We start from the raw sequence: 20,281 nt of genomic DNA, 5'->3' as shown, positions 1-20,281 counted from the left end.
GGCCGCTCGTTGAAGCTGCCCGCCCGCTCGCATCCGATACGACAGGCTGGGCGAGGAACGCCGAAGTGGTTACGTCAAATGGCCCCGCCGTGGCTGGGCCGTCCGGCCGCTCCTCTTCGCCGGTAACGGCACAGGTCTGGACCTCCGGCCGGCCGGCTGCACATTATTCGATAGGTCTGAACCACTACACCGCGTCCGCAACCGGCCGGACGCGCACCGCGGACAGTCCTGTCGCAGGCGAAAACCCTTGCAGTACCAGTAGATTCATCCGCACCGGCGAGGGAGCGAGCAGTCCGGACCCTTTCTTTCAGAACTTAAACTTAGGCACAAAATGTTACCGGCACGTTATTGACGTGACCCGAGTCACCCCGGTTGACTCCTCCTGTCGCGCGGCCGGGCCGGTGGTGGCGGTCGTACCGAGATCTAGGAGGACGCATGCGAGTCAGGCGCTCCATCGTCGCAGCGCTCGTCGCCGTGGTGGCCATGACCGGGCTCGCCGCCTGCGGCGGGGGATCCTCGCGTGCCGGGGGCAGCGCCGCCGGCGTGCTCAACGTCGGGATGCCGAACGGGCCGCAGTCGGAGAACAACAACCCGCTCCTGGAGACGTCCGCGGCCGCCTCGCTCGGCTACCGGTTCATGATCTACGAGCCGCTGGTGATGTTCAACCGGGTCAAGCCGCAGGAGGACGGCAAGCCCTGGCTGGCAACGAAGTGGGACTGGTCGGACAACTACCGCAAGCTCGTCGTCACCGTGCGAGACGGGGTCAAGTTCTCCGACGGCACCCCGATGACCGCACAGGACGTCGCCTACACCTTCCAGCTGCTGCGCGACAACAAGGCGCTGAACATCGATTCCGTGCCCTACGGCGACATCAGCGCGAGCGGGAACCAGGTCACGCTGTCCTTCGCCGCTTCACAGTACGTCAACCAGGTCAAGATCCTGCAGACGATCGTGGTTCCGAAACACCTCTGGACGCAGATCAAGGATCCGGCGACGGACACCGTGAAGAAACCGGTCGGTACCGGTCCCTACACGCTGAAATCCTTCACGCCGCAGACGGTCACCATCAGCCGGCGCAGTGGTTACTGGCAGGAAGCGCCGAAGGTCAAGGAGATCCGCTACACCTCCTACAACGACAACAACGCTCAGGTCTCCGCGCTCACCAGTGGCGCGGCCGAGTGGAGCTTCGTGTTCATCCCGAACTACAAGACGGTGTACGTCAACCGCGATCCGGAGCACTACAAGCTGTGGTTCCCGGCGCAGCTCGCGGTGCACGGCCTGTGGTTCAACACCGAGAAGGCGCCGTGGGACAACGCAAAGCTGCGCCAGGCGGTGAACAAGGTGATCAACCGCGACGACATCTTCAACCAGGGCGAGGCGGGCTACTTCTACCCGAAGGACGATCAGGTCACCGGAATCCCTTCTCCGGCAGGCGATTCCTGGATTGCGCCGCAGTACAAGGGCAAGACGGTCAAGATGGACGTGCCCGGAGCGAAGGCACTGCTCACCGGTGCGGGCTTCACGTTCAACGGCAACCAGCTCGTGGACCCGTCCGGAAAGCCGGTCACGCTGAACGTGAGCGTGCCGTCCGGGTGGTCGGACTACATCACCGACCTGGAGATCATCAAGGACAACCTGGCGCAGATCGGGATCGCCGCCACGGTGAGCAAGGTGAACCAGGACGCCTGGACCAAGTCCGTGGACACCGGCGACTACCAGGGTGTGCTGCACTGGACCAACGACGGGGCAAGCCCGTACGACATGTACCGCGACGTGATGGACGGCGAGCGGTACAAGCCGACCGGCACCGGTGGCATCAACGGCAACTACGGCCGTTACCGGAACGCCGAGGCCACCCAGGCCCTGCAGACCTATGCCAACGCACCGGACGACGCGAGCCGCTCCGCCGCGATGGCCAAGCTGCAGCAGATCATGATCGAGCAGCAGCCGATGATCCCGCTGATGGCGGCGAACTCCGGTGGCGAGTACAGCACGCGCAACTGGACCGGCTGGCCGGACGAGGCCGACCAGTACGGACCGGTGCAGCCGACGCTGCGCAACGCGGTCGACATCGTCCTGCACCTCAAGCCCGCCGCCTGAGCATGACCGAGGACAACGCGGTGGCCACCAGGGAGCCGGTGACAGGCGATTGCACTCCACCCGCGGTGGTGCTCTCGGCCGAGGGCCTGACCAAGCACTTCCCGGTCCGCAAGCGGGGCAGGGAAATGCTCACCAGGGGCAGGCGTGCCGTGCGCGCGGTCGACGACGTGGACCTCACGCTCCGCCGCGGCCGGGTCACCGCGCTGGTCGGCGAGTCCGGTTCGGGCAAGTCGACCGTCGCGCGCCTGCTGGCCCAGCTCCACCCGCGCACCGGTGGGGAGATCCGGCTGCACGGCGAACCGGTCACGGTCAAGGGCGGCAAGGCTTTCCGGGCCTACTGCCGCCGGGTGCAGATGATCTTCCAGGACCCGTTCGCGTCGCTGAACCCGGTGCACACCGTGCGCTATCACCTCACGCGTGCGCTGAAGATCCACGGCCGTGCCGGGAGCACCGCGCAGGACCAGGAACAGGCGCTGCACGAACTGCTCACCCGGGTGCAGCTCACCCCACCGGAGGGATTTGTCGACAAATTTCCGCACGAACTGTCCGGCGGGCAGCGGCAGCGGGTGGCGATCGCGCGGGCGCTCGGCGCCGATCCGGAGGCACTGCTCGCCGACGAGCCGGTGTCCATGCTGGACGTCTCCATCCGGCTCGGCGTGCTGAACCTGTTGCGCGATCTGAAGGAACGGCTGCACCTCGCGATCCTCTACATCACGCACGACATCGCGTCCGCGCGCTACTTCGCGGACGAGACCCTGGTGATGTACGCCGGGCGGATGGTCGAGGGCGGCGACTCGGAGACCGTCACGCAGCAGCCCGCGCATCCCTACACCCGGCTGCTCATCGAGTCCGCGCCCGATCCGGACCGGCTCGCGCCGGACGCGGAAAGCGCGGCTCCGGCGGAAAAGGGGTCCGGCGAACCGCCGAGCCTGATCGCCCCGCCGTCCGGTTGCCGGTTCCATCCGCGCTGTCCGGTGGCCATGGCGCGCTGCCGCATCGAGCTGCCGCCGCGGTTCGAGGTGGCCGACCGGCCGGGGCACTGGGCCGCGTGCTGGCTCTACGACGCGGCGGTGACCTCGTGAGGTACCTGCTCCAGCGCATTGCGTTCTACGTGTTCACCGCGTGGGCCGCGGTCACCATCAACTTCTTCATCCCGCGGCTCATCCCCGGCGACCCGGTGCAGAGCCTGGTCACCAAGGCGCAAGGCACGCTGAGCGCGGACGCGATCCAGTCGCTGTACGTCCTTTTCGGACTCGACAAGAACCAGGGCCTGGTGACCCAGTACTTCCACTACTGGGGCCAGCTGCTGCACGGCGATCTCGGGCTGTCGTTCACGTTCTTTCCCTCTCCGGTGTCCGAGGTGATCGGCGACAGCCTGCCGTGGACGATCATCCTGGTCGGCCTCACCACGATCATCGGTTTCCTGATCGGCACCTCACTCGGCGTGCTGGCAGGCTGGCGGCGCGGGTCCTGGGTGGACGGTCTGCTGCCGGTGACCACATTCCTGTCCTCGGTGCCCTACTTCTGGCTCGGCCTGATCGCGATCACCCTGCTGGCCGGACCGGACAGCTTCTTCCCCGCCTCCGGCGGTTACGACCCCGGCCTGGTCCCCGGCCTCGACGGCACGTTCATCGGCAGTGCGATCCAGCACAGCCTGCTGCCCGCGATCACCATCCTGATCAGTTCGATGGGCAGCTGGATCCTCGGCATGCGCAACATGATGGTCACCGTTGCCGCGGAGGACTACATCACCGTCGCGCACGCCAAGGGCCTCAAGGAACGGCGCGTGATGGTCAGCTACGCCGCGCGCAACGCGCTGCTGCCGAGCGTGTCCGGATTCGCGCTGGCACTGGGGTTCATCGTCGGCGGCACGCTGCTGGTGGAGATCGTGTTCTCCTATCCCGGCGTGGGGTACGAGCTGTTCCAGGCGGTCGGCTCACAGGACTACCCGCTGATGCAGGGGATCTTCCTGATCATCACGCTGTCGGTGCTGGTGGCCAACCTGTTCGCGGACGTGGCGTACCTGCTGCTCGACCCGCGCACCCGGAAGGAGGGCTGAGCCGTGGCCGTACCCGCAGCCGACCTCAAGGCAGCCGCCCCGGAACCACTGCCCGCCGATGCGATCGTCGGACCGGCGGCACGGCGGCGCCGGTTCCGCTTCCTCTCCGGCGGCAAGGCCCTCACCGGCCTGGTCGTGCTGGCGTTGTTCGTGGTGCTGGCGGTGATCGGGCCGTGGATCGCGCCCTATGATCCGTCCGCGCGCAGCAACGACCTGATCGAAGGCCCGTCCGGCAGGCACTGGTTCGGCACCACGCACCTCGGCCAGGACGTGTTCAGCCAGGTGCTGGTCGGCACCCGCAGTGTGCTGCTGGTGGGGATCACCGCGGGAGTCGTCGCGACGATCCTCGCGGTGCTGGTCGGGGTCACCTCCGGCTACCTCGGTGGCACCGCGAGCGAGGGCCTGTCCGCACTGTCCAATGTGTTCCTGGTGATCCCGGCACTGCCGCTGATCATCATCATCGGCACCGCGCTGCCCAGCGGCGGCGACTACCTGGTGGCGGTGGTCATCGGGTTCACCTCGTGGGCATGGGGTGCCAGGGTGCTGCGGGCGCAGACGCTTTCGCTGCGCCGCCGGGACTACGTGGAGGCCGCACGTGCCAGCGGCGAGCCGACGTGGCGGATCATCTTCTTCGAGATCCTGCCCAACCTGACCGCGGTGATCGCGTCGAGTTTCGTGGGCACCGTGGTGTTCGCGGTGATGTCGGAGATCACGCTGGCCTTCGTCGGGGTGTCCGCGTTCTCCGAGTGGAACTGGGGCACGATCCTGTTCTGGGCGCAGAGCCAGCAGGCGCTGGCACAGGGCGCGTGGTGGTGGTTCGTGCCTGCCGGGCTCGCGATCGCGGTCCTCGGCACCGCGTTGTCCCTGCTGAACTTCGGCATCGACGAGTTCGTCAGCCCACGGCTGCGCTCGGCAGGCAAGACCAGGGCGAGCAACGCCGAGGGCAAGACCGTTCGCCTGCGTGTCGGGTTCACGCCGGTGCTCGGCCGGGAGAAGCGATGAACGAACCGGTACTCGAAATCCAGGGTCTCGACGTCGACTACGGGCTCGGCGCGGAAGCCGTGCACGCGGTACAGGACGTGCACCTCACCCTGCACCGCGGCGAAGTGCTCGGCCTGGCCGGGGAAAGCGGCAGCGGAAAGTCCACTTTGGCCTACGGGCTCACCCGGATGCTTCCGCCGCCGGGGGTGATCCGCGGCGGACGGGTGCTCTACCACCCCGAGGACGGGCCACCCCGCGACGTGCTGCGGATGACCCCCCGGCAGCTGCGTGCCTTCCGCTGGGCCGAGACGTCGATCGTGTTCCAGGGCGCGATGAACTCGCTGAACCCGGTGCACAAGGTCTCGACCCAGCTGGTCGACGTGCTCAAGGCGCACGATCCGCGCAGCACCAAGGCGTCCCGGCTGGCCAGGGCACGGGAACTGCTGCAGCTGGTGGGGATCTCGGTCGACCGGCTCGAGGCCTATCCGCACCAGCTCTCCGGCGGGATGCGCCAGCGCGTGATGATCGCGATGGCGCTCGCGCTGGAACCGCGCGTGGTGATCATGGACGAGCCGACCACTGCGCTGGACGTGGTGATGCAGCGGCAGATTCTCGCGCAGCTCGTGCAACTGCGGGAACGGCTGGGCTTCTCGGTGCTGTTCATCACCCACGACCTGTCCTTGCTGGTCGAGTTCTCCGACCGGATCGCGATCATGTACGGCGGCCGGATCGTGGAACAGGCCCGCGGGGTGGACCTCTACCGCGATGCACTGCACCCCTACAGCGACGGGCTGCTGCACTCGTTCCCCGCGCTGCGCGGCCCGCGCCGCGAGCTGACCGGGATTCCCGGTTCCCCGCCGGACCAGCGCGCGCTGCCGCCGGGGTGTGCGTTCGCACCACGGTGCCCGCATGCGTTCGACCGGTGCCACACCGAGATCCCGGTGCTGGACGTGCCCGCCGACCGCGACGACGCCGGCCGCACGGTCGCGTGCTGGCTGCATCCGGCCGACCGGCCTGCCGCAGTCCACTCGTAGAGAAGGAGATCCCTTGACCGAGACCACCGACGCGGCGACCCGCGAACAGCAGGCGCTGATCGACACGCTGCCAACGGACTTCCGGTGGGGCGTGGCGACCGCCGCATACCAGATCGAGGGCGCGGTGGCCGAGGACGGACGTACACCGTCCATTTGGGACACCTTCTGCCGGGTGCCGTGGGCGATCGACAACAACGACAACGGTGACGTGGCCTGCGATCACTACCACCGGATGCCCGCCGACGTCGCGCTGGTACCGGAGCTCGGCGCGGACTCCTACCGGTTTTCCGTGGCGTGGCCGCGGATCCAGCCACACGGCCGGGGCGCGATCAACGAGGCGGGTATCGGGTTTTACGAGCGGCTGGTGGACGAGCTGCTGGCCCGGGACGTGACCCCGTGGCTCACCCTGTACCACTGGGATCTACCGCAGGAGCTGGAAGACGCGGGTGGCTGGCCGTCCAGGGACACCGCATACCGCTTCGCCGACTACTCGATGCTGGTCTTCGACCGGCTGAAGGACCGGGTGCGGCACTGGACCACGCTCAACGAGCCGTGGTGCTCGGCAATGCACGGTTACGTGAACGGCGTGATGGCCCCCGGCCGCCGTGACTTCGCGGCCGGGATGCAGGCGGTGCACCACCTGCTGCTCGGCCACGGCCTTGCCACGCAGCGGATGCGCGAGGCGGCGCCGCCGGAAACGCAGTTCGGCATCACGCTCAACATGAGCACCAACGATCCGGCCACCGACAGCGAGGCCGACCGGGAAGCCGCCCGCAACGCCGACGGCCTTGGCATCCGGATCTACCTGGATCCGCTCGTGCACGGGCGGTACCCCGCCGACATCGAGGCCGACCTCGCCGCGCGCGGTGCAGAACTGCCGGTGCAGGACGGTGATCTGCAGGTGATCTCCGCGCCGCTGGACTTCCTCGGCGTGAACTACTACTTCGGCGTCCAGCTCTCCGGCGTCGACGAGCAGGGCCGCACGATCGGGCAGGACGGTTCCCCGGTGCAGCGCGAGGTGCCCTTCGGCGAACCGACCACGGCGATGGGCTGGGAGATCCTGCCGGGCAAGTTCACCGAGCTGCTGACCCGGCTCGGCCGGGACTACCCCGGCCTGCCGATCTACATCACCGAGAACGGGTCGGCCTTCGACGACCAGCCGGACGAAACGGGGTACGTGGCCGACGGCGGCCGGACCGCCTACCTCGCCTCGCACCTGGCCGCGGTCGCGCAGGCCCGCCGGCAGGGCACCGACATCCGCGGCTACTTCGCCTGGTCACTGCTGGACAACTTCGAATGGGCCTACGGCTACGCGAAACGGTTCGGCCTGATCCGGGTCGACTACGAAACCCAGCAGCGCACGATCAAGCAGAGCGGGTACTTCTTCCGGGACACCGTCCGCCGCGTCCGGGATCGGCAGCGATCACCTGACCGAGGGTAGGGCTGCCCCCACCCCGGTGACGGCAGCACGCACCATGGTTGCGCTCCCTCGTCCGTCCTAGATTCGGAAGGGTCAGCCGGACGAACGAGGGAGAGTGGCGGACATGACCGCGGGGACGGAGCTTCGACCACCTCAGGCGCAACCTCCGGCACCACCGGCAGGCCGGCCGCAGGCACGGCGCTCCTGGTGGCGGCGGCCGTGGGTGGGACCGCTGGCGTTGCTGGTGATCGCTTTCCTCGGCTACTCGCTGCCGCCGTATCTTGCGCTCGATCCGGCTCAGTCGCGGGTGCCCGCACCGGAGGGTTTCCCGCAGCACTACTGGATCCTCGTGGGCCACGTGGTGTTCGGGTCGATCGCGATGATCACCTCGGTCGTGCAGATCTGGCCGTGGGTGCGGCGCAGGTTCCCGGTGCTGCACCGCTGGTCGGGGCGGGCCTATGTGTTCGGCGGAGTCCTGCCGTCCGCGGTGCTGGCGTTGACGATCGGGGCGACCAGCCCGTTCGGCCCGGCCACCAGGGCCAGCAACGTGATGCTGGCGGTGCTGTGGCTCGGCACGACCTTCGCCGGATACCGAGCCGCCCGCGAACGCCGGTTCGGCGACCACCGGCGCTGGATGATCCGCAGTTTCGCGCTGACCTTCTCGATCATCCTGAACCGGGTGGTCACCGCGGGCGCGGTGGTATTCCTGGAACCCCAGCTGGCCACCACGTTCGGGGGCAGCCAGATCGCATTGAGCCAGTCGATCGCCGCGCTTTCCGGCTGGGTGAGCTGGACGGTGGTGCTGATCGGGGCGCAGCTCTGGCTGGACCGCAAGCCACGTCCGGCAGTGGCTGCCTGAGCCGAGGGGGACGCGGGTGGCGTTCGGTGCCTGGGGGACACCGAACGCCACCTCTGCTCATGCGCCGCGGCGGCGGACGGTGCGTTCGAGAATGCCGAGAGTCGCCTTGAGCGCGGACTCCGGGACGACCGGGAAGATGTTGAGTGCCTTCCACGTCTCGTCGATTTCCGACCAGTCGTAATAGGACGTGACGAGCGTGCCGCCTTCGCTGGGCTCCAGCCGGTAGCCGTAGATGTGGCGGATGTAGGGCCGCCGTCCGCCTTCGACGGTCCAGGCGATCTCCTCGCCGGGGGTGAGCTTGGTGATGACCACCTCGAGGTCGTACTTGCCGAGCGCGACGTCGCCGAGGGCTTCGCGGTCCATGTGCACCAGGAACCGGTCGCCTGCCTGGCGCACTGGTTCCCCTTCGGCGTCCATCAGCATGCCGGACGCGTCGATGTCCACGTGGCCCAACGGATCGGTCAGCACCGCGAACACCTCCCCGGCCGGGGCCGGGATCAGCCGGGAGACCTCGATCCGTTCGGGGCCGGGGGTTTCCGCCGTGCCGACCAGGGTGGCGCGGCCGAGGATGTGCCCGGACATGGTGAAGTCCAGTACCGCCGGGGTGCTTTCCGCGGGCACGCCGAGGTCCTCGACGTCGAGTGCGTGCACGGTGATGAAGTACCGGTGCGGTCCGTGCCCGGCAGGCGGGGCCGCGCCGGAGTACTGGGCGAGCCGGAGGTCGTTGGACAATGTGAAGGCCGGTTCGGGGAGTTCCGCTCCGACCCCCGCCGGCACCGAGGTGACCGAGGCCGGGATGTTGACCACGGCCCAGTGCCAGAAGCCGGACATGGTCGGCGCGTCGGGGTCGTACACGGTGATGGCGTAGCTCTTCGTGCCCAGCGGGGCACCGCTCCAGGACAGCTGGGGGCTGATGTCCTCGCCGGCCAGCTGCGCGCCGGGTAACGGCTGCCCGTCCTGCACGCTCGTGCTGGTCAGGGTGAAGCTGCGTGCCTCGGGAAGGCGTGCGAACGGGTCGGGGGTGGTCATCGGGGAGTCTCCTTGCCGCTGAGTACTGCTGCCGGATCGTCGACTACTTTACAGATAATCGATTATCTTGCTAGCGTGCAAGGCATGCCAAGGAAGGACGGCATTGCGCCCTCGGTGTACGCGTACGAATCGCTGCGCGGGGCGATCCTGCACGGTGAGTTCCACCCCGGACAGCCGCTCAAACCGAACGAGCTCGCGCTCGAGCGCGGGGTGAGTCTCGCGGTGGTCCGGGAATCGCTGGTGCGCCTGGTCGGCGAGGGGCTCGCCGAACGCCTGCCGAACCGGGGTTTCGTGGTTCCGCAGGCGGACGATGCACGCTGGCAGGTACTGGCCGAGGCGCGGGCCGCGGTGGAGCCGGTCATGCTGCGGATGGCGATCAGCCGGGGCGACCTGGAGTGGGAAGCCGGGGTGCGGGCCGCGCACCACCGGCTGGCGGGCACCCCGCCCCACGACGCCAAGGGCGACCGCCACTACCGCGACGAGTGGGCCACTGCGCACCACGGCTTCCACCGGGCCCTGCTCGAAGCGTGCGGCAACGACATCCTGCTCGACACCTTCGAACGGCTGTGGACCGCGAGCGAGCTGTACCGCCGTTGGTCGGGGGCGAGTACGCCGGCGCGCGACCACCTGGCCGAGCACGCGGAACTGGAGCGGATGGCGTTGGCGCGCGACGGCGCACGGGCGGCCGGGGCACTGGTGCGGCATCTCGGCCTCACTGCGGCTGCGCTCGTCGACGGTGTTCACCAAGGCACGGTCTGACCGAAACGGTCCAGGTATTCGAGGCCGGGTTTGCCCATCCGCGACAGCAGAACGTCCACCACCAGCGGAATGCTCTCCTCGATCGTGTAGCGCGCATCCGGTCCGCCGAGGCCGGTGCGGATCCAGCCCGGCGCCATCAGCACGAACGCGCGGTCCGTCTCGGCCTGCCGGACCGCGAAACTGCGCATGAACATGTTCAACGCCGCCTTGCTGGCCCGGTAGAGCTCGCCGCCGCCCCTCGTGTTGTTCGTGATGCTGCCCTGCCCCGAGGACATCACGCCGATCAGTCCGGCCGGCGACACCAGGTCTTCGAAGGCCTCGAGAACGCGCATCGGGCTCAGCGCATTGGTGACCATCACCTCGACGAAATCGCCGGTCGGGACCGAGCCGATCGGGGTCCGCGTGTTGTTCGTGGTGCCCGCGTTGACGAACAGCAGGTCGAGCTGCCGGTCCGCGAGTCGCTCGTGCAGTGGTGCCAGGTGTGTGGGTTCGTTGATGTCCAGATGTTCCACGGACACGCGTCCGCCGGCGCTGTCTGCCAGCTCGTGCAAGGGCGTACGGGCGGTGATGTCCCGGACCGTGCCGATGACGTGCCATCCGCGGTCGAGGAGTTCAGCCGCCATCGCGTGGCCCAGGCCGCGAGACGCCCCGGCGATGAAGGCGGTCGGAGTGTGCTGGTCCGAATCGTTCGAAGTCATGCTGCACATCTTCACCGGAGGTCGGGCTTCGAGACGTGTCGAAGGGCTCGTTTTGTGGAATCATCGCAATCTGAGGAGGGCATATGGCCGAATCCGTCTCCCTGCAGCCGGTAGATGTGCAAATAATTCGCGCGCTCCAGATTGCTCCGCGGGCTTCGTTCGCCGTGATCGCGAACGTGCTCGGCCTTTCCGAGGCGGCGGTGAGCCGCCGTTACCGCCGGTTGCGCGCCGACGGCAGCATCCGGGTCGCCGGTATCGCCGATCCGGGGGCGCTGGGACAGAGCAGGTGGATGGTGCGGCTGCGCTGCCGTCCCGGCAGCGTTGCGGCGATCGCCGACGCGCTCGCCAAGCGCGAGGACGTCAGCTGGGTGGCACTCGGCTCCGCGGGCTCGGAAATCACCTTCGCGGTTCGGTCGTGGACCGCGGAACAACGCGACGACCTGCTGGGCCATCGGCTTCCGCGCACGGCGGCGGTGCTCGACATCAGCGCGTCCGCGATGCTCCGGCAGTTCCTCGGCGGGCGCGGCCACTACTGGGCGGCGCTGCGCGGCACGCTGACCCACGAGCAGGAGGCGCGGCTCGGCACCGAGGGCACTCCGTTCCCGGAGATGCCGGTGGTCGCCCGGGAACCCGTGCACCTCACGCCCGCGGACGAGAAGATGCTGGCCGTGCTGGCCGCGGACGGGCGGGCCGGTCTCGTCGATCTCGCCGCGGCAGCGGAGCTGACCTCGGGCCGTGCCGCACGTCGTCTGCAAAGCCTGCTCCGGCGTCGCGTCGTGCACATCGACGTGGAGATCTCCGCGTCCGCGCTGGGCTACCACGCACGGGCGATCCTCTGGCTGCGCGTGCATCCCTCGGCGGTCAAGAGCGTCGGCCGCACTCTCGCGCAGCAACCCGAAATCGGCTTCGCCGCAGCGGTTTCCGGCCCGTACAACATTCACGCCGTCGCGCTCTGCCGGGACCTCGACGAACTGTTCGAGTTCACCTCGGACCGCCTCGGCTCGCTGGACGGGCTCCAGCGCATGGAAGTCTCCCCGATACTCAAACACGTGAAACAAGCCGGCACGCGGCTCTCCGGTGACCGACTCGTCGAGCCGTAGCGGCTGCTCCAGGTGGTCGCGGCGCGGAATCGACGGGCATAAAGGACGTCTTCGGCCAGGGGCCGGTTGCCGTGCGCGACCCTGCCGTTGTGGCGTGACAGGTAAGGCGTGATCCGCTGGTGGCGCGCGCCGGGCCGAGACCGGCGCCGCAACGAGGCGGTCCCTCATCGTGTCCGCCGCAGTTGGTCGGGTGGCAGGGTGAAGGCGTCGGGAATTTCCCGTGTCCTCTCGTCGAACACCATGACCGGACGGGTTTCGGTGTCATAGGTGCTCCAGCCGGGACTGCCGTCGCACACGAAGCGCACGAGTGCGCCGTGCAGAGCGGTCGCCAGTTGAGCCGGCGCACCAGGTCCCAGCAGGTTGGCCGCGCCGGGAGCGTCGAGGTGGTCGAAGACGAACGGGAGATCGGCACAGTGGGCAGCGCCGAGCCCGGGTGCGGGCCAGGCGAATTGGTAAGCATAGGTGGGAATTCCGGCCTTCGCGGCGCCGTCGGCGACCTCGCGTGCGGGGGTGCGGAAGTTGCGGTCGGTCAGGGCTTGCGCGAGCGCGTGCCCCGGATTGTCCGTCTCCAGGACGCGCAGATACTCCGCCAGGTCCTGGCCGGTGAGCCCGAGGTTGGCGAACCCCTGCCGGCACGCCTCGGCGGAGGCAGCGGGTTTTCCGGGGCCGAGCATGAAGTTCCACTCTTCGGCGGTGGTGCCGATCATGAGCGCGTCCAGGGTTCCCTCGGCGAGCGCGTCGTAGGGCGAGGCGGAGATGACCGTTCCGTCCAAAGTGGGCTGCCAGCGCAGGGAATCCTGCCGTAGGCGACGGGCTCGGGCATCGGCGTCGGCCGGGGGTGTCCGGACTTCGTGCGGCAACCAGGTGGCCTCCAGCTCCAGGCGTTTCCGAACCGGTGCGCCGAGAAGCGCGGCGCGTGTCCGGGGAGTGCCGAGCAATGCAGCGAAATCCTCGGACAGCTCGTGCGTTCTGGTGAGCGAGGAGAGCAGTGGCATGCCGGCGCTCATCGCGGCCAGGCGGCGGAACAGCCCCCGCGCGCCGGGACAGCCGGACAGGGCGAGGGTGGCGGTGGCCCCGGCGGACTGTCCGGCGACAGTGACGTTGGCCGGGTCGCCACCGAAGGCTTCGATGTTGTCGCGAACCCAGCGCAACGCCATGGTGATGTCGAGCAGGGCCCGGTTGGCCACACTGTCGTCGAGGAGCATGAACCCTTCGGCGGCAAGGCGGTAGTTGGGTACGACGAGTACGACGCCGTCTCGAGCGAAGGACTCGCCGGTGTACCAAGGGCTGGCGTTGCCTCCGCTGAAGAACCCGCCGCCGTGCAGCCACACCAGGACCGGGTACGGGCCGCCGGTGTCCGCAGGCGCGTAGACGTTCAGGTTGAGCGGGTTGACGCCCTCGACGACGGGATCGGGGAAGAGATCCTGGGTGACCTGGGCGTGTGCTGCCGTCGCGCCGGGGGCAGTGGCCTCGAAGACGCCGTCCCACGCGTTGAGCGGGCGAGGCGGGTCGAACGCGTGCTCCGGATAGGGCGCGGCAGCGTAGGGGATGCCGAGGAATTCCTGGTATCCGTGCCGATCCAGTCCCTGGACCAGGCCATGTTCAGTGTGCACCACCATGACTGTTTCCTCGATTTCGTAGGGTTTTCCGGCTTCGGTCACCGCGCGTTCGCGTCTTTTCCTTGGAGTAGCAGCGAAAGAAGGGCGGTGACGAGGCTCATCGCGGCGATGCCGTAGAACGCGACGCGATAGCCCTCGACGACGGCCGTGGCGCCGGCCGCCGTGCTGTGGTGGGTGACCGTGGCGGCGACGGTGACCAGTGCGGCGAGACCGAGGGCCGCGCCGAGCTGGCGGCACATGTTCAGCAGACCGGACGCGACTCCGGCGTTGCGCGGGGAGACCCCGGTGGTGGCCGCGACGATCGCCGGCATCATCGTCAGGCTCGTGCCGACACCGATGACTACGGTGGGGAGCAGGACGTGGCCGACGTAGCCGGCGTGCGCGGGCAGCCGGGCCATCCACACCAGCCCCGCGGCGGCGACCAGACAGCCGGCAACGACCATGGGGCGCGGGCCGAGTATCGGGATCAGCTTCTGGGAGACGAGGACACCGATGCTGATGACGGACGCCATCGGCAGCAACGACAGCCCGGTCCTCAGTGCGCTCTCGCCGAGCACCTGCTGCAGGTACAGCGAGAGGAAGAACAGCGGTGCGGTGATCACCGCACCCATGCACAAGGTGAGTACGTTGCCGACGCGCACGTTGCGGATCGAAAAGACGTCCGGCGGGATGAGCGGCTCGCCGGTGCGCCGTTCGATCGCCACGAACGCGGCGAGCAGCACGATTCCCCCGGCCAGCAGCGCGAGGACCGGCCCGGATGTCCAGCCGCGGTCCGGGGCGACCGATACGCCGTAGACGATCGCCGACGCGGCCAGGGTGATCGTCACGGCACCCGGGACATCCATCCGGGCACGGGTCGCAGCCGACTCCGAGGGCTGCAGACCGAGCAGACCGGCCGCGAGCAGGCAGCCGCCGATGGGCACGTTGACAAGCATCACCCAGCGCCAGCTCAGCGAAGCGGTCAGCAGGCCGCCGAGCACGATGCCCGCCGCACCGGCGCTGGAGGCGGCGACCCCCCACCACGTCATGGCGCGGGTGCGCTGAGCCGGTTCGGTGTGGCTGGCCGTGATCAGACTCAGGCTGGACGGGGCGAGCGCCGCGGCACCCACTCCCTGTGCCACGCGCGCCGTCAGCAGCATCCATCCCTGGGTGGCCAGGCCGCCGACGAGACTGGCCACGGTGAACACGACCAAGCCGATCAGGAAGACACGGCGGCGGCCGAACAGATCGCCGGCGCGCGCGGCCAGCAGGAGCAGGCCGCCGAACGCGATGAGATAGCCGTTCACCACCCACTGCTGCGCGGTGGCCGAGAGGCCGAGTCCGGTCTTCATCGACGGCAGTGCCACGTTCACGATGCTGGAGTCGAGCACCACCATGAACTGCGCGACGCAGGCGATCACCGCGACGAAGGCCAGGGGCACGCGGGGTTTGGCGACCTGCTGCGCGGCAGGCGGGCCGGGCGGCGTGGCCGTCGCGCCTGGTAGACGTTCTCGAGGCATGGGGAAGCTCCTCCGCACTGGCCGGATGTCTGCCGAGGCCCGCCGGAGACAATGGCGGATAACCTCTCCACCAACGGTACGGCAATACCGGATAGGCTGTCCACCAGGGGGCGCCGAGTGCGGACCGGCGCCGAGCACGAGACGACAGGGATCGGAGCGCAGTGATGACCGCAGGCAAGCCGGCCTTCCCCACCCGGCGGGCGGCCGCCGAGCGCAACCGCGACAAGGTACTGGCCGCGGCCCGCGCGGCCTTCGCCGACGGCGACACCGGCATCTCCATGGCCGAGGTCGCCCGGCGCGCGGGCGTCGGTATGGCCACGCTCTACCGCAACTTCCCCGGACGGCGGGAACTACTCGAAGCCCTCTACGCCGATGAGGTCGAGGCCATCTGCAAAGCCGCGGTGATCGAAGACGGGCAGACGCCCGGAGCGGCCCTCAACGCCTGGCTGCGCCTGCAGGTCGACTTCATCTCCCACAAACGTCTCATCGTCTCCGAACTGCTGGCGCACACCGACGGGGACGGCCCGGCCAGCCGACGCGAGCAGGCGCTCGACGCCGGCCGTCCACTGCTGGCCGCCGCACAGCGCGCCCGTGAAGTCCGCGACGACGTCACACTGGAGCAGGTCTTCGACATGATCGTCGCCATTGCCAAGATCCCCGGCACCCGGGACTACCTCGAACCGATCATCCAGATCATGCTCGACGGGCTCCCCCTCCGGACCGCCGAGCACCCCACCCGGACGTAGGTGGTTCGGATCGGTTCCGCGGTTCAGCAATGGACAAAGTTGGCCGTTGCACCGCCGGCTCGCCCGGCGCACTCCCCGGACCACCACTGAAACCTCGGTCGGACCGGCCCTAGCTGTGCTGCCCGGGGCGGTTGTGCACGTGGTGACATGTGATCGGATGATCTTGGTGTGAGGGAGGGCCTCCGGGTTTGGTGTGGATCACCACAATCTGCGCCACGCCACGGAGGTCCTCGTGGCACACCGTAATGCCCCGTTGAGTCCGACTGGCCGACTGCGTGTGGCCCGTTGTGTCGTGAATGATGAATGGCCGCTGAGGCGGGCTGCCGAGCGTTGTCGGTGTCCGTGTTTCAGCCCTTGTCGCACACCGACCCGTACCGAGCGGCGGATTGTCAAGGTCGGCCTGTTGCGGCGGTGGGGGCCGGGGCGGATCGCGTTCTTGCTGGGGCTCAATCCCTCCGTGGTGCACGGCCACCGGCCTGCCGGTGCGACGTTATGAGCGCGCCGCCCCTGGCGAACTGGTGCACGTGGACATCAAGAAACTCGGCAACATCCCCGACGGGGGCGGGCATCGGGCCGTTGGCCGCCAGACCGGGCAACGCCACCCACACCGACTCCGGGCAACACGCTCGATGGCACTGGCAACAGTCATGTCCCGCCTCTGGCGTGACACCCTCACCACCGCCGGGATCACCCACAAACGCACCCGACCCTACCGACCCCAAACCAACGGCAAAGTAGAACGCTTCAACCGAACTCTGATCGACGAATGGGCCTACGCCCACTCCTGCCAGTCGGAAAGCGAACGCCGCGACACGTTCCCGCCATGGCTACACAACTACAATCATCACCGCGGCCAGCCACCCCAGATCACTACACCTAGTCCCGCAGGGAGCGGGCGATGATGGTGCGCTGGATTTCCGAAGCCCCTTCGTAAATGCGGGGTGCTCGGACTTCGCGGTAGAGGTGTTCGAGCAGGTGGCCTCGGCGGAGTGCGCGGGCGCCGTGCAGCTGTACTGCCGAGTCGACGACGTACTGCGCGGCTTCGGTGGCGAACAGCTTGGCCATCGCGGCGCGGCCGGCGAGGCGTTGCTCTCCCGCGTCGTACGCCGATGCGGCCGCGTACACCAGCAGTCGCGCGGCTTCGGTGCGGGTGGCCATTTCTGCCAGCGTGTGGGCCACGGTCTGTTGCTTCGCCAGCGGTCCGCCGAAAGCTTCGCGCTCGCCGGTGTGTTCGACGGTCGCGTCCAGTGCGGCCTGCGCCATCCCCACCGCGAACGCTCCGACGCTCGGGCGGAACAGGTCGAGGGTCCGCATGGCGACGGCGAAACCACGGTTCTCCTCGCCCAGCAGCTCGGCACGTTGGACGGGTACGCCGTCGAACACCAGCGTGCCGATCGGATGCGGGCTCACCAGGTCGAGGTGTTCCCCGCTGAGCCCGGTCCGGTCGCCGGGGACCACGAACGCGCTCACGCCGCGGGCACCCGCACCGGGAGTGGTGCGGGCGAACACCGTGTAGAAATCGGCTTCCGGTGCGTTGGAGATCCACATCTTCTCGCCGCTGAGCCGCCAGCCGTCGCCGTCGGGCTCGGCGGTGAGCTGCAACGCGGCCGCGTCCGAACCGGCGTCGGGCTCGGTGAGCGCGAACGCGGCCACCGCGTCACCGGCGGCCACCGCGGGCAGCCAACGGGCGACCTGTTCGTCCACTCCGGACTGGAGCAGCGGGTAACTTCCCAACCCCTGCAACGCAAGCGCGGTTTCGGCCTCGGTGCTCTGCGTGGCCAGTGCTTCCCGGAGCAGGCAGAGTTCGGTGGCCGCGGCCTGGCGTGTCGGCTGTCCGCTTTCGACCCCGGGAAACAGCCTTGCCAGCAGGCCGTGCCGGCCCATCGCCTTGAGCAACGGCCGGTTCACCGATCCCTCGGTACCCGCCGCAGCCAACGGGCGGAGCTGCTCGGCCGCGATCCTCCGGACCGAATCGGTCAACGCGCGTTGTTCCGCGGTCAGTGCAAAGGCGTTCATCAGGCGCTCCCCGGTCGCCAGCGGGCGTGCGCGGTCTGCTGCCCACCGGTGCGGACCAGCTCCAGCCGTGGCTGCGGCCCGTCGGTGCGCCCGGTCTGCGGGGCCCGCTTCCCGGCCGCCCACGGTTTCGGCCAGTCGACCGGATGGCCCTGTTCGGCTGCTGCCTGCAACGTCCACTGTGGATTGTAAAGGTGCGTGCGGCCGAGTGCGCACAGATCCGCGCGGCCGGCCAGGATCAGCGAGTTCACGTCGTCGTAGGAGGAAATCGCGCCGACCGCGAGCACTGCGGTGCCGTACCGCCTGCCGACCTCGTTCCGGATGCGATCGGCGTAGGGCGTCTGGTAGCTGCGTCCGAACTTCGGCTGTTCCTCGCTCACCACCTGCCCGGTTGACACGTCGATCGCCGCTGCCCCGTGTTCGGCGAACGCCGCTGCGATCGCCACTGCCTCGTCGGCGTCGTTGCCGCCCTCGAACCAGTCGGTGGCCGAGATGCGCACGGTCATCGGCCGGTCCTCAGGCCACACCTGCCGCATCGCGTCGAACACCTCCAGCGGGAACCGCAGCCGGTTTTCCGGGGAACCGCCGTAGGAATCGGTGCGGTGGTTGGTGAGCGGAGAGAGGAACGACGAAAGCAGATACCCGTGCGCGCAATGCACTTCCAGCAGGTCGAACCCGGCCCGCGCGGCCGCGCGGGTGGCCGAAACGAACTGCTCGCGGATCTCGCCCAGCTCCTCGACGGAAAGCTCCCGTGGTGTCTGGCTCTTCGGCGAGTACGGCAGCGGCGAGGGGCCGCAGACCTCCCAGTTGCCGTCCGGCAGCGGCTCGTCCATGCCGTCCCACATCAGCTTCGTGGAGCCCTTCCGGCCGGAATGTCCCAGCTGCAGACCGATCTTCGCGGGCGTCTCCCGGTGCACGAACTCGACGATCCGCCGCCACGACTGTTCCTGCTCTGCGGTGTAGAGCCCGGGGCAACCCGGGGTGATCCGGCCCGCGGCGGACACGCAGATCATCTCCGTCATCACGAGCCCGGCGCCGCCCAGCGCCTTGCCGCCGAGGTGCACCAGGTGGAATTCCCCCGGCACACCGTCGACCGCGGAGTACATGTCCATCGGGGACACCACGACCCGGTTCGGCAGGTCCAGCGAGCCGATCCGCACCGGCTGGAACATCGGCGGCGCGACGGAAGTGCCCAGGCTGCGGGCGAACCACTGGTCCAGTTCGGCAGCGAACTCGCGGTCCCGCAGTTTGAGGTTGTCGTAGGTGACGCGACGGCTGCGCGTGAGGATGTTGAACGCGAACTGCTCGGGTTCCTGATGGGTGTACTGCCCGAGGTTTTCGAACCACTCCAGGCTCGCCTGCGCGGCCCGCTGGGTGGAGGCGACCACCGGCCGCCGTTCGGTCTCATACGCGGCAAGGGCTTCCGGCACGCTCGGCTGTTCGTGCAGGCACGCCGCGAGGGCAAGGGCGTCCTCCATAGCGAGTTTGGTGCCGGATCCGATGGAGAAGTGCGCGGTGTGTGCCGCGTCGCCGAGCAGCACGACGTTGTCGTGGACCCAGCGTTCGCAGCGCACCGTGCCGAAAGTGGCCCACTTCGAGTTGTTGGCCAGTACCTGGTGCCCGTCGAGCACGTCGGCGCACAGCGTCCGGATCAGCTCGATCGACTTCTCGTCGCTCTCGCCGGGAGCCAGCCCGTCCGCCGCGATCGGGCCGAAGGCGCGCTGCCACACATCCTCGTGCAGCTCCAGGATGAACGTGCTGCCGTCCCGGCCGTAGGGATAGCCGTGGATCTGCATGACCCCGTGCGGGGTTTCCAGCACGTGGAACTTGAACGCGTCGAAGACGAGGTCGGTGCCGAGCCAGATGTAGCGGCAGCGACGGGTCTCGACGGTCGGCCGGAACGTTTCGGCGAACGCGGCGCGTGCGGTGGAATTCACGCCGTCCGCGGCGATCACCAGGTCGTATTCCGCGGCCAGTTCGGCAGTGTCCGGCGCGATGGTGCGGAATCGGACGTCCACGCCGAGTTCGCGGCATCGCTGCTGGAGGATCGCGAGCAGCCGTTTGCGGCTCATCGCCGCGAACCCGTGCCCGCCCGAGGTGGTGACGGTGCCGCGGTAGTGCACGTCGATGTCGTCCCAGCGGGCGAATTCGCGGCTCATCGCCTCGTGCACGGCCGGGTCGGCGTGCTCGATCCCGCCGAGCGTCTCGTCGGAGAACACCACGCCGAAACCGAACGTGTCATCGGGTGCGTTGCGCTCCCACACGGTGATTTCCTGCTCTGGCCCGAGCTGCTTGGCGAGCACGGCGAAGTACAGGCCCGCCGGGCCGCCACCGAGAACCGAAATTCGCACGCCACTCAGGTTAT

At 68.7% G+C, this 20,281-nt stretch carries 16 protein-coding genes and 1 pseudogene; 11 read left to right on the top strand and 6 right to left on the bottom strand.

Features of this window, described 5'->3' with window-relative positions; all coding sequences use genetic code 11:
* Positions 1-435: 435 nt before the first annotated feature.
* The 7 genes from ABD793_RS38855 to ABD793_RS38825 all read left to right on the top strand — a co-directional run bounded on the left by ABD793_RS38855 (position 436) and on the right by ABD793_RS38825 (position 8,453).
* Positions 436-2,100, top strand: a complete 1,665-nt coding sequence (locus ABD793_RS38855; protein ID WP_344868587.1) for an ABC transporter substrate-binding protein — start codon at positions 436-438, stop codon at positions 2,098-2,100.
* Positions 2,101-2,102: 2 nt separating this feature from the next.
* The gene (locus ABD793_RS38850; RefSeq protein WP_344868585.1) at positions 2,103-3,182 is read left to right on the top strand and encodes an ABC transporter ATP-binding protein; all 1,080 of its coding nucleotides are present in this window, start codon (positions 2,103-2,105) and stop codon (positions 3,180-3,182) included.
* A complete protein-coding gene (locus tag ABD793_RS38845) occupies positions 3,179-4,159 on the top strand; it encodes an ABC transporter permease (protein ID WP_344868584.1) in 981 nt (326 codons plus the stop codon). Before ABD793_RS38850 ends, ABD793_RS38845 begins: the two co-directional genes overlap by 4 nt.
* Before the next feature lie 3 nt (positions 4,160-4,162).
* Positions 4,163-5,161 carry an ABC transporter permease gene (locus ABD793_RS38840; protein WP_344868583.1) on the top strand — a complete coding sequence of 333 codons (999 nt, stop codon included), beginning with the start codon at positions 4,163-4,165 and terminating at the stop codon, positions 5,159-5,161.
* On the top strand, positions 5,158-6,174 hold the full coding sequence (locus ABD793_RS38835) for an ABC transporter ATP-binding protein (protein WP_344868582.1): 1,017 nt from the start codon (positions 5,158-5,160) through the stop codon (positions 6,172-6,174). The genes ABD793_RS38840 and ABD793_RS38835 overlap by 4 nt, the downstream gene beginning before the upstream one ends.
* Before the next feature lie 13 nt (positions 6,175-6,187).
* Positions 6,188-7,615 (top strand): GH1 family beta-glucosidase, encoded by a 1,428-nt coding sequence (locus tag ABD793_RS38830; protein ID WP_344868581.1) that lies wholly within the window; start codon positions 6,188-6,190, stop codon positions 7,613-7,615.
* Positions 7,616-7,817: 202 nt separating this feature from the next.
* On the top strand, positions 7,818-8,453 hold the full coding sequence (locus ABD793_RS38825) for a DUF2306 domain-containing protein (RefSeq protein ID WP_344868579.1): 636 nt from the start codon (positions 7,818-7,820) through the stop codon (positions 8,451-8,453).
* 57 nt (positions 8,454-8,510) lie between these two features.
* On the opposite strand, the gene ABD793_RS38820 is transcribed toward ABD793_RS38825, so the two are convergent.
* Positions 8,511-9,482 (bottom strand): YbhB/YbcL family Raf kinase inhibitor-like protein, encoded by a 972-nt coding sequence (locus tag ABD793_RS38820; protein WP_344868578.1) that lies wholly within the window; start codon positions 9,480-9,482, stop codon positions 8,511-8,513.
* 84 nt (positions 9,483-9,566) lie between these two features.
* On the opposite strand from ABD793_RS38820, the gene ABD793_RS38815 reads away from it, so the two are divergent.
* On the top strand, positions 9,567-10,241 hold the full coding sequence (locus tag ABD793_RS38815) for a GntR family transcriptional regulator (RefSeq protein ID WP_344868577.1): 675 nt from the start codon (positions 9,567-9,569) through the stop codon (positions 10,239-10,241).
* Here ABD793_RS38815 and ABD793_RS38810 read toward each other — a convergent pair.
* Positions 10,223-10,939 (bottom strand): SDR family NAD(P)-dependent oxidoreductase, encoded by a 717-nt coding sequence (locus ABD793_RS38810; protein ID WP_344868576.1) that lies wholly within the window; start codon positions 10,937-10,939, stop codon positions 10,223-10,225. The genes ABD793_RS38815 and ABD793_RS38810 overlap by 19 nt on opposite strands.
* An 83-nt stretch (positions 10,940-11,022) precedes the next feature.
* Here ABD793_RS38810 and ABD793_RS38805 point away from each other — a divergent pair, with 83 nt between their 5' ends.
* Entirely contained in the window at positions 11,023-12,039 is a 1,017-nt protein-coding gene (locus ABD793_RS38805; protein ID WP_344868575.1) for an Lrp/AsnC family transcriptional regulator, read from the top strand.
* Between the two features lie 164 nt (positions 12,040-12,203).
* Here ABD793_RS38805 and ABD793_RS38800 read toward each other — a convergent pair whose 3' ends face one another.
* Complete coding sequence (locus ABD793_RS38800) at positions 12,204-13,658, bottom strand: carboxylesterase/lipase family protein (RefSeq protein WP_344868574.1); 1,455 nt, start codon at positions 13,656-13,658, stop codon at positions 12,204-12,206.
* 38 nt (positions 13,659-13,696) lie between these two features.
* Positions 13,697-15,157: an MFS transporter gene (locus tag ABD793_RS38795; protein ID WP_344868573.1), complete on the bottom strand. Its 1,461-nt coding sequence runs from the start codon at positions 15,155-15,157 to the stop codon at positions 13,697-13,699.
* Between the two features lie 164 nt (positions 15,158-15,321).
* Between ABD793_RS38795 and ABD793_RS38790 the strand changes: the two genes are divergently transcribed.
* The gene (locus ABD793_RS38790; protein WP_344868572.1) at positions 15,322-15,903 is read left to right on the top strand and encodes a TetR/AcrR family transcriptional regulator; all 582 of its coding nucleotides are present in this window, start codon (positions 15,322-15,324) and stop codon (positions 15,901-15,903) included.
* A gap of 232 nt (positions 15,904-16,135) precedes the next feature.
* Positions 16,136-16,805: pseudogene (locus ABD793_RS38785) on the top strand (integrase core domain-containing protein).
* Here the strand turns inward: ABD793_RS38785 and ABD793_RS38780 are convergent.
* Entirely contained in the window at positions 16,780-17,919 is a 1,140-nt protein-coding gene (locus ABD793_RS38780) for an acyl-CoA dehydrogenase family protein (RefSeq protein ID WP_344868571.1), read from the bottom strand. The pseudogene ABD793_RS38785 and the gene ABD793_RS38780 sit on opposite strands and share 26 nt — an antisense overlap.
* Entirely contained in the window at positions 17,919-20,267 is a 2,349-nt protein-coding gene (locus tag ABD793_RS38775) for a bifunctional salicylyl-CoA 5-hydroxylase/oxidoreductase (RefSeq protein WP_344868570.1), read from the bottom strand. The genes ABD793_RS38780 and ABD793_RS38775 overlap by 1 nt, the downstream gene beginning before the upstream one ends.
* Between the last annotated feature and the right edge of the window lie 14 nt (positions 20,268-20,281).

It is taken from the genome of Amycolatopsis ultiminotia (assembly GCF_039536925.1).
Taxonomy (GTDB): Bacteria; Actinomycetota; Actinomycetes; order Mycobacteriales; family Pseudonocardiaceae; genus Amycolatopsis; species Amycolatopsis ultiminotia.
The sequence above is the reverse complement of the archived record's forward strand: the minus strand, read 5'-3'. Positions and strand labels throughout refer to the sequence as shown.